A 2,178-nucleotide genomic window follows, 5' to 3' on the forward strand; every position below is an offset into this window, starting at 1 on the left:
TAACTTAAATATGGATTGCTGCTTTTTCATCTTCTTTTCTTGCACATTATGCTCATGCAGATGRCGGAACACGGGRTTATTCCAAACGAGCTGAACCGTCRCGAGATAGAGATATTTYCGCARGGCKGAGTCTCCTCKTTTCGAAAGAACAATTCGTCCTTTTCGCTTTCCTGACGTACTTTCAGCCAAATTTAGGSCMGCYTTYCGTAATACYTGAYGTCCATGCGCATACTGTYTTAAATCTCCTGTRCCAGCTAGTRTGGCMGCGGTGAAGATCTTCCCGAGACCTTTTATGGTGCGAAGCTGCTGTGCCATWGGAATCTCAGAAAGCAGAGCTTCGATGTCCTYTTCAATCTGTTCAAGCATGGTGGTAACTCGTTCATATTCTTCAAGAAGCCGTATTAAATCTRCCTTCGATTCTTCTACAGCGGTTTGATCTCCGAYACTGCGTTTAGCATGWGCKRTGAGCTGGGTAGCCTTCTCCATCCCCGTAGAACCCCCAGCGCGCTGCATATGGGTTCTCCAAGCACTGATTACATCCGGTACTCCATACGTCTCCAAATCCTGTGGGCAAGGGAATGTCTTGAGGGTCGCCAATGATCGCTTTACTGAAATAGCTCACTGAAATATTGCAGCCCGACCCATTCACTTCCCCATATTCCGTGTATGAATGTATAATCGCGAAACGCGATCTGGATTCCATACAATGGAATATAGGCGAAGACGAGATAATAAATCATTCCGGGCAACACCAAGAACCAAACATATTTCGCTTTCAATATTGATCGGTACAAATCTATCATAGGTTTCCTCCTCTGGTATAGCAGTTATCTGTAATCCTATTCTAGTGAAAGCAGGAGCAACTTCGTATGGCCGTTTTTTTGGGATTTATGTGTTTATTTAAGCCGAGCCTATACTATAAATCCAAAAGCGTTAGAAGGAGACCGTTAAGTCACTCTATAACTTTATATGGCAAAAAAAAAGAACAAGCGCGAAATCCCCGCTTATTCAGTATTTGTGTCAAGATAATGCTTCGATGTAGTTCTGCTGTATCTTAAAGAGACTATATCCTAGTAGAATTTCTTTAAGGAGTTAAGCTAAGAGGATTAATATTATCTTCTTTCGCTTAAATATTTGTCTCCATATCATAGAGTAAAGTCAGAGGAGCCTTTATGTATCAAGGTTTTTTCTGTCATCTGACGGTTCCTTTATTAACTTCTCAATTACGTTATACCCCTCGTATATTGAGTTGCTCCATTACCTCCTTGACCGTATGCCTGCTATTCTCAGTTCAATTGCTTTTGCCTTTACTTCCACTGGGTAACTTACTCTTGTTGCCAACGTAAAATCACCTCCAAGGTTGTCTCCATATCTTACGACACGGTTGCATTTTCTTGAAGGTGTTTTGATTTGTCTCACGTTATGGGGTCAGTCCCCTGTGAGTCACAATTCATAGCAGAAGGCTTCTTTTGTATCCAGTTGGTCCCACAACCTGGGTTACATCGAAAGTTGAGTTAATTATTTAGCCTCGATATAAAATCTCTTATAGATGCTATCAATTACTTCTTTTATATTTTCAGATCTCTTAAAATCATTGCTTGCGATGATTATTTTTTTTGCTTTGTTGAATGATTTCTTTGCTTATACTTCAGGAAATCCTTGCTGCTTACCCTATCAAGACTCTCGTGCTTGCACTTACATTCCTTTCAATAAATCAATCTTCATACTGCCCTAAAATATTGTTAAAATCTAGAAATAACACATACAGTCAATAATCTTTATTTATTTGCCAGATGAGCCTTAAAGAATCTTCAAAATACTCTTTCCGAAACCAATGCTTCTTATATATAAGCCAGAGCTAGCTTCGAAAACTATTTATTGTATCTCTGATTTCTAATAAAGAATTAACCCTTAAGACATTTCTCTTGTCCGATTCACTATTCTGTCTATCTAGCCATATACCTTTCATTCCAATTTTTTCGCAGGCTAAAACATCATTCTCCAGATTATCTCCAATATAAAAACAGTCCGCTGTCGACGAGTTGGATCTACTGCATGCTATTTCAAATATTTTTTCATTCGGCTTAGAATAGCCCACATCGCCTGTTGTTACAATTAAAACAAAGGAATTAATAATCCCTAGCTGACTCAATTTAAGTATGAAGCCCTTACTTAAGC

At 39.1% G+C, this 2,178-nt stretch carries 3 protein-coding genes; all 3 read right to left on the reverse strand.

Annotated elements, in window-relative coordinates:
- Positions 1 to 513: transposase (locus AC1DSE_RS34375; protein ID WP_477529028.1), on the reverse strand; the 513-nt coding region annotated here is incomplete at its 3' end.
- Between the two features lie 92 nt (positions 514 to 605).
- A complete protein-coding gene (locus AC1DSE_RS34380) occupies positions 606 to 803 on the reverse strand; it encodes a hypothetical protein (protein WP_441887000.1) in 198 nt (65 codons plus the stop codon).
- Between the two features lie 1,055 nt (positions 804 to 1,858).
- A partial coding sequence (locus tag AC1DSE_RS34385) for an HAD family hydrolase (protein WP_477529029.1) occupies positions 1,859 to 2,178 on the reverse strand: 320 nt, incomplete at its 5' end.

It is taken from the genome of Paenibacillus sp. 01L418 (genome assembly GCF_056400045.1).